Origin of the sequence: Sulfurivirga sp. (assembly GCF_015490265.1) — a bacterium.
In the GTDB taxonomy this organism is placed as follows: domain Bacteria; phylum Pseudomonadota; class Gammaproteobacteria; order Thiomicrospirales; family Thiomicrospiraceae; genus Sulfurivirga.
The window spans coordinates 1-3,350 of record NZ_WFYD01000080.1 but is presented as its reverse complement, the minus strand read 5'-3'; the positions used below and the strand labels follow the sequence as shown (position 1 = coordinate 3,350).

The following is a 3,350-nucleotide window of genomic DNA, read 5'->3' as shown; positions in this document are numbered from 1 at the left end:
GTGCAGGACCGGGGCGAGACCACCATCGGTGACGACAACTGGATCATGGCCGGGGTGCACATCGCCCACGACTGCGTGGTGGGCAGCCATACCATCTTCGCCAACGCCTCGGCCCTGGCCGGACATGTGCAGGTGCATGACTGGGCCATTCTGGGCGGCTATACCTTGGTGCATCAGTTCTGCCGCATCGGCGCCCACAGCTTCTGCGGCATGGGCAGCGTGATCAACCAGGACGTGCCGGATTTCGTGGTGGTTTCCGGCAATCTGGCCGAGCCGCGTGGCATCAACACTGAGGGGCTCAGGCGACGGGGTTTCAGCCGTGAGCAGCTTTTCATCATCAAGAAGGCTTACCGCATCCTCTACCGCGCCGGCAACCGGCTGGAGCGGGCCATCGAAGAGATCGAGCTGATCAATGACGATCAGGGCACGCTCGACTCCTTGATTGAGTTCCTCAAGGCATCCACCCGGGGCATTGTGCGCTGACATGCAACGACCGCTGACGGTGGCCATGGTGGCGGGCGAGGCGTCCGGAGACCAGCTGGCCGCCGATCTGATGGTCGCCCTCCGACAGCACTATCCTTCCATCCGCTTCGTCGGTATCGGCGGCCCGCGCATGCAGGCCGAGGGACTGGAGAGCTGGTATGACATGAACGAGCTGTCGGTGATGGGCTTTGCCGAGGTGGTGGGCCGCCTGCCTCGTCTGTTGAAGCTAAGGCGTGCGCTGATCGCACGCCTGAGACTGCTCCAGCCGGATCTGTTCATCGGTGTGGACGCGCCGGATTTCAATTTCACCGTCGAGCGAGAGCTCAAGGCCTCGGGCGTGCCAACGGTCCATTATGTGGGGCCGTCCGTCTGGGCGTGGCGGGAAAAGCGGCTTGAGAAAATCCGCCAGTGCGTGGATGGCGTGCTGCTGCTGTTTCCTTTCGAACCGCCGCTGTATGAACGCTACGGCATACCGGCGGCCTATGTGGGCCACCCGCTGGCCCGGAAGATTCCCATGAAGCCGGATCGGCACGGTGCCCGTGCCCGGCTTGGGCTGGACGAGTCGGCGCAGGTGACGGCGCTGCTGCCGGGCTCGCGTCATGGCGAGGTGCAACGCATCTTTCCCGTCTATCTGGAGGCCATCGCGCTGCTGCGACAGGTCTATCCCGAGATGCAGTTTGTGGTGCCTGCCGCCAGTGATGCGCTGGCCGATGAGATGGCAGCCATGATTGACGCCCGGGGGGGGCGGCTGCCGGTCGAGATTCTGCGGCAGGACGGCATGGCGCTGGCTCTGCAGGTGGCGGATCAGGCGGTTGTCTTTTCCGGTACCGCCTCGCTGGAGGCGGCCCTTTACAAGTGCCCCATGATCATCACGGCGAAAGTCAGCCCGCTGACCTACTGGATTGCGAAGCGGCTGGTGAAGATTCCCTGGGTGGGGCTGCCCAATGTGCTGGCGGGGCGGGAGATCGTGCCGGAGCTGATTCAGGACGAGGCGCGGGCCGAGCGCATTGCTGTCAAACTGGGCCAGCTGGTGGTGGATGAACTGCGTCGTCGGCGCCAGATCGAGGCGTTCGAGACCATGCATGAGCGGTTGCGCCGGGACAGCGGTCGGGAAGCGATACGGGCGATGCAGGCATGGGGGGTGCTGCCCCATGAGCCAGCTTGAACTGTTCGTGCCCGACGCCACCCTGCCACCGGTGGGTGTGGATGAGGTGGGCCGTGGCCCGCTGGTGGGTAATGTGGTGGCCGCGGCGGTCATCCTGCCGTCGGATCATGGTCTGCCGGTGCGGGATTCGAAGAAGCTGTCAGAAAAACAGCGGCAGGCGCTGGCGGAAGAGATCGAGCGGGTGGCGCTGGACTTCGCCTATGGCGAGGCGACGCCGGCGGAAATCGATGCGCTGAACATTCTGCAGGCCACCATGCTGGCCATGCGCCGTGCCATTGAAGGACTGGATCACCCCTTCGAACGCATTCTCGTGGACGGCAACCGCTGTCCGGACCGGTTGCCGTGTGCCTGCGAGGCGGTGGTGAAAGGGGATGACCGGGTGGACGCCATTGCCGCCGCGTCCATTCTGGCCAAGGTGCGCCGGGACGCGCAGATGCTCACTCTGCACCGCCAGTATCCGGAATACGGTTTTGACCGTCACAAGGGCTATCCAACGAAGGCACATCTTGAGGTGCTGGCGCAGAAGGGGCCGATTGACGGGGTGTATCGCACCTCTTTTGCGCCGGTGCGTCGTCTTCTCCATCCAGGTAGATGAAGACGGCAACGCTGAGAAAGAGGGCGGTGAGCGCGCCCGTGACATAGAGACTGAGCACGTGCAGGGTGATCAGGCAGCCATCACCGGGGCCGCGGTTTTTCAGCGTGCGCCACAGGTTGAGAAAGGCCGCCAGCAGGAGGAAGGCCGAAACGGTCACCAGACCGTGAATGAAGGCCATGTGCCACTTCTGCCAGCCGAGCCAGAACAGCAGGGAGACCCCGGCCACGCCCAGCCAGGCAAAGGGTGCGGAAGGCAGGCGGGTGTATTCCTGCATGATCACGGTCACCACGCTGTAGGTGAACAGCAGCACCATGCCTGCCAGAAGCCCTGCCGCCAGCCAGGCGATGAAGTCGATCACATCTTTTCTCCTTTGAGCGCGTTGCGCAGGAACGCGGTATTGGCCTCCAGCGCAGCACGGTCATAGTCGGTCAGACTGTTCTGCTCGATACGGCGCAGCAGCGCTTCCATGGAAATGTCGTCCATCATACTCGGTCGCGCATCCAGCGTGCGCGGCCAGGTGATCTCGTCAATCTGACCCGAGCGGGCGATCTGTACCGGCGTTGTGGCGGTGGGACGGATTTCCGGCTCCCCGCCTTCACCCTTGAAGGAGATGACGCAGGGATCGTTCAGCCGTGCGGCCACTTCCGCATGCAGGCTGGCATAGACGCCGTGGAAGATGCCCTGCACGCTGACGGGCGCGCGCAGCGGGTTGATCATCTTGCACAGGCTGTTGAAGATGGTGCGCACGCCAAGGCGGGGCTTGAGAAACAGTTTGTCCGACAGCGGCGCGGCAAAGGCCTCGAAGGGCAGATAGACGAGATTGTGCCGCGCAAACAGCGTGGCGGCATTTTCCAGCGAGGTGGCCACCGGCACGTTCAGCGCCCGACAAGCCTGTTCGGCATAGTAGCGGCCGGAGGTGGGGTCGATACTGCCGTGGATGAGGATTTTGTGGCCCTCCCGCGCCAGTTGCCAAGCGGCATGGACGAAATAGGGCGGCAGGCGCCGCTTGCCGGCGTAGGCGGGCAGGTCGAGGTCAATATCCCCCTCCACCTGCGGCAGCTTCTCCCGCACGGCGGCCACCAGCCCGGCCACCTCTTCCGGCTGCTC

Annotated in this window: 4 protein-coding genes; 3 read left to right on the top strand and 1 reads right to left on the bottom strand. The window is 64.1% G+C overall.

The features are described from left to right. The 3 genes from F8K16_RS05610 to rnhB all read left to right on the top strand — a co-directional run. Positions 1-483 (top strand): UDP-N-acetylglucosamine O-acyltransferase (locus tag F8K16_RS05610; RefSeq protein ID WP_367122767.1); only part of this gene is annotated, 483 nt, incomplete at its 5' end. Between the two features lies 1 nt (position 484). Further along, positions 485-1,648, top strand: coding sequence for a lipid-A-disaccharide synthase (lpxB, locus tag F8K16_RS05605; RefSeq protein WP_294948087.1), 1,164 nt, complete (start codon positions 485-487; stop codon positions 1,646-1,648). Beyond that, positions 1,635-2,243 carry a ribonuclease HII gene (rnhB, locus tag F8K16_RS05600; RefSeq protein ID WP_294948085.1) on the top strand — a complete coding sequence of 203 codons (609 nt, stop codon included), beginning with the start codon at positions 1,635-1,637 and terminating at the stop codon, positions 2,241-2,243. The genes lpxB and rnhB overlap by 14 nt, the downstream gene beginning before the upstream one ends. A gap of 354 nt (positions 2,244-2,597) precedes the next feature. Here the strand turns inward: rnhB and F8K16_RS05595 are convergent. Next, the coding region (locus tag F8K16_RS05595; RefSeq protein WP_294948083.1) for a hypothetical protein at positions 2,598-3,350 on the bottom strand (753 nt) is incomplete at its 5' end.

Coding starts and splice junctions, on each gene's coding strand:
- lpxB (WP_294948087.1), top strand. CDS start 485: ATGCAACGACCGCTGACGGTGGCCATGGTGGCGGGCGAGGCGTCCGGA.
- rnhB (WP_294948085.1), top strand. CDS start 1,635: ATGAGCCAGCTTGAACTGTTCGTGCCCGACGCCACCCTGCCACCGGTG.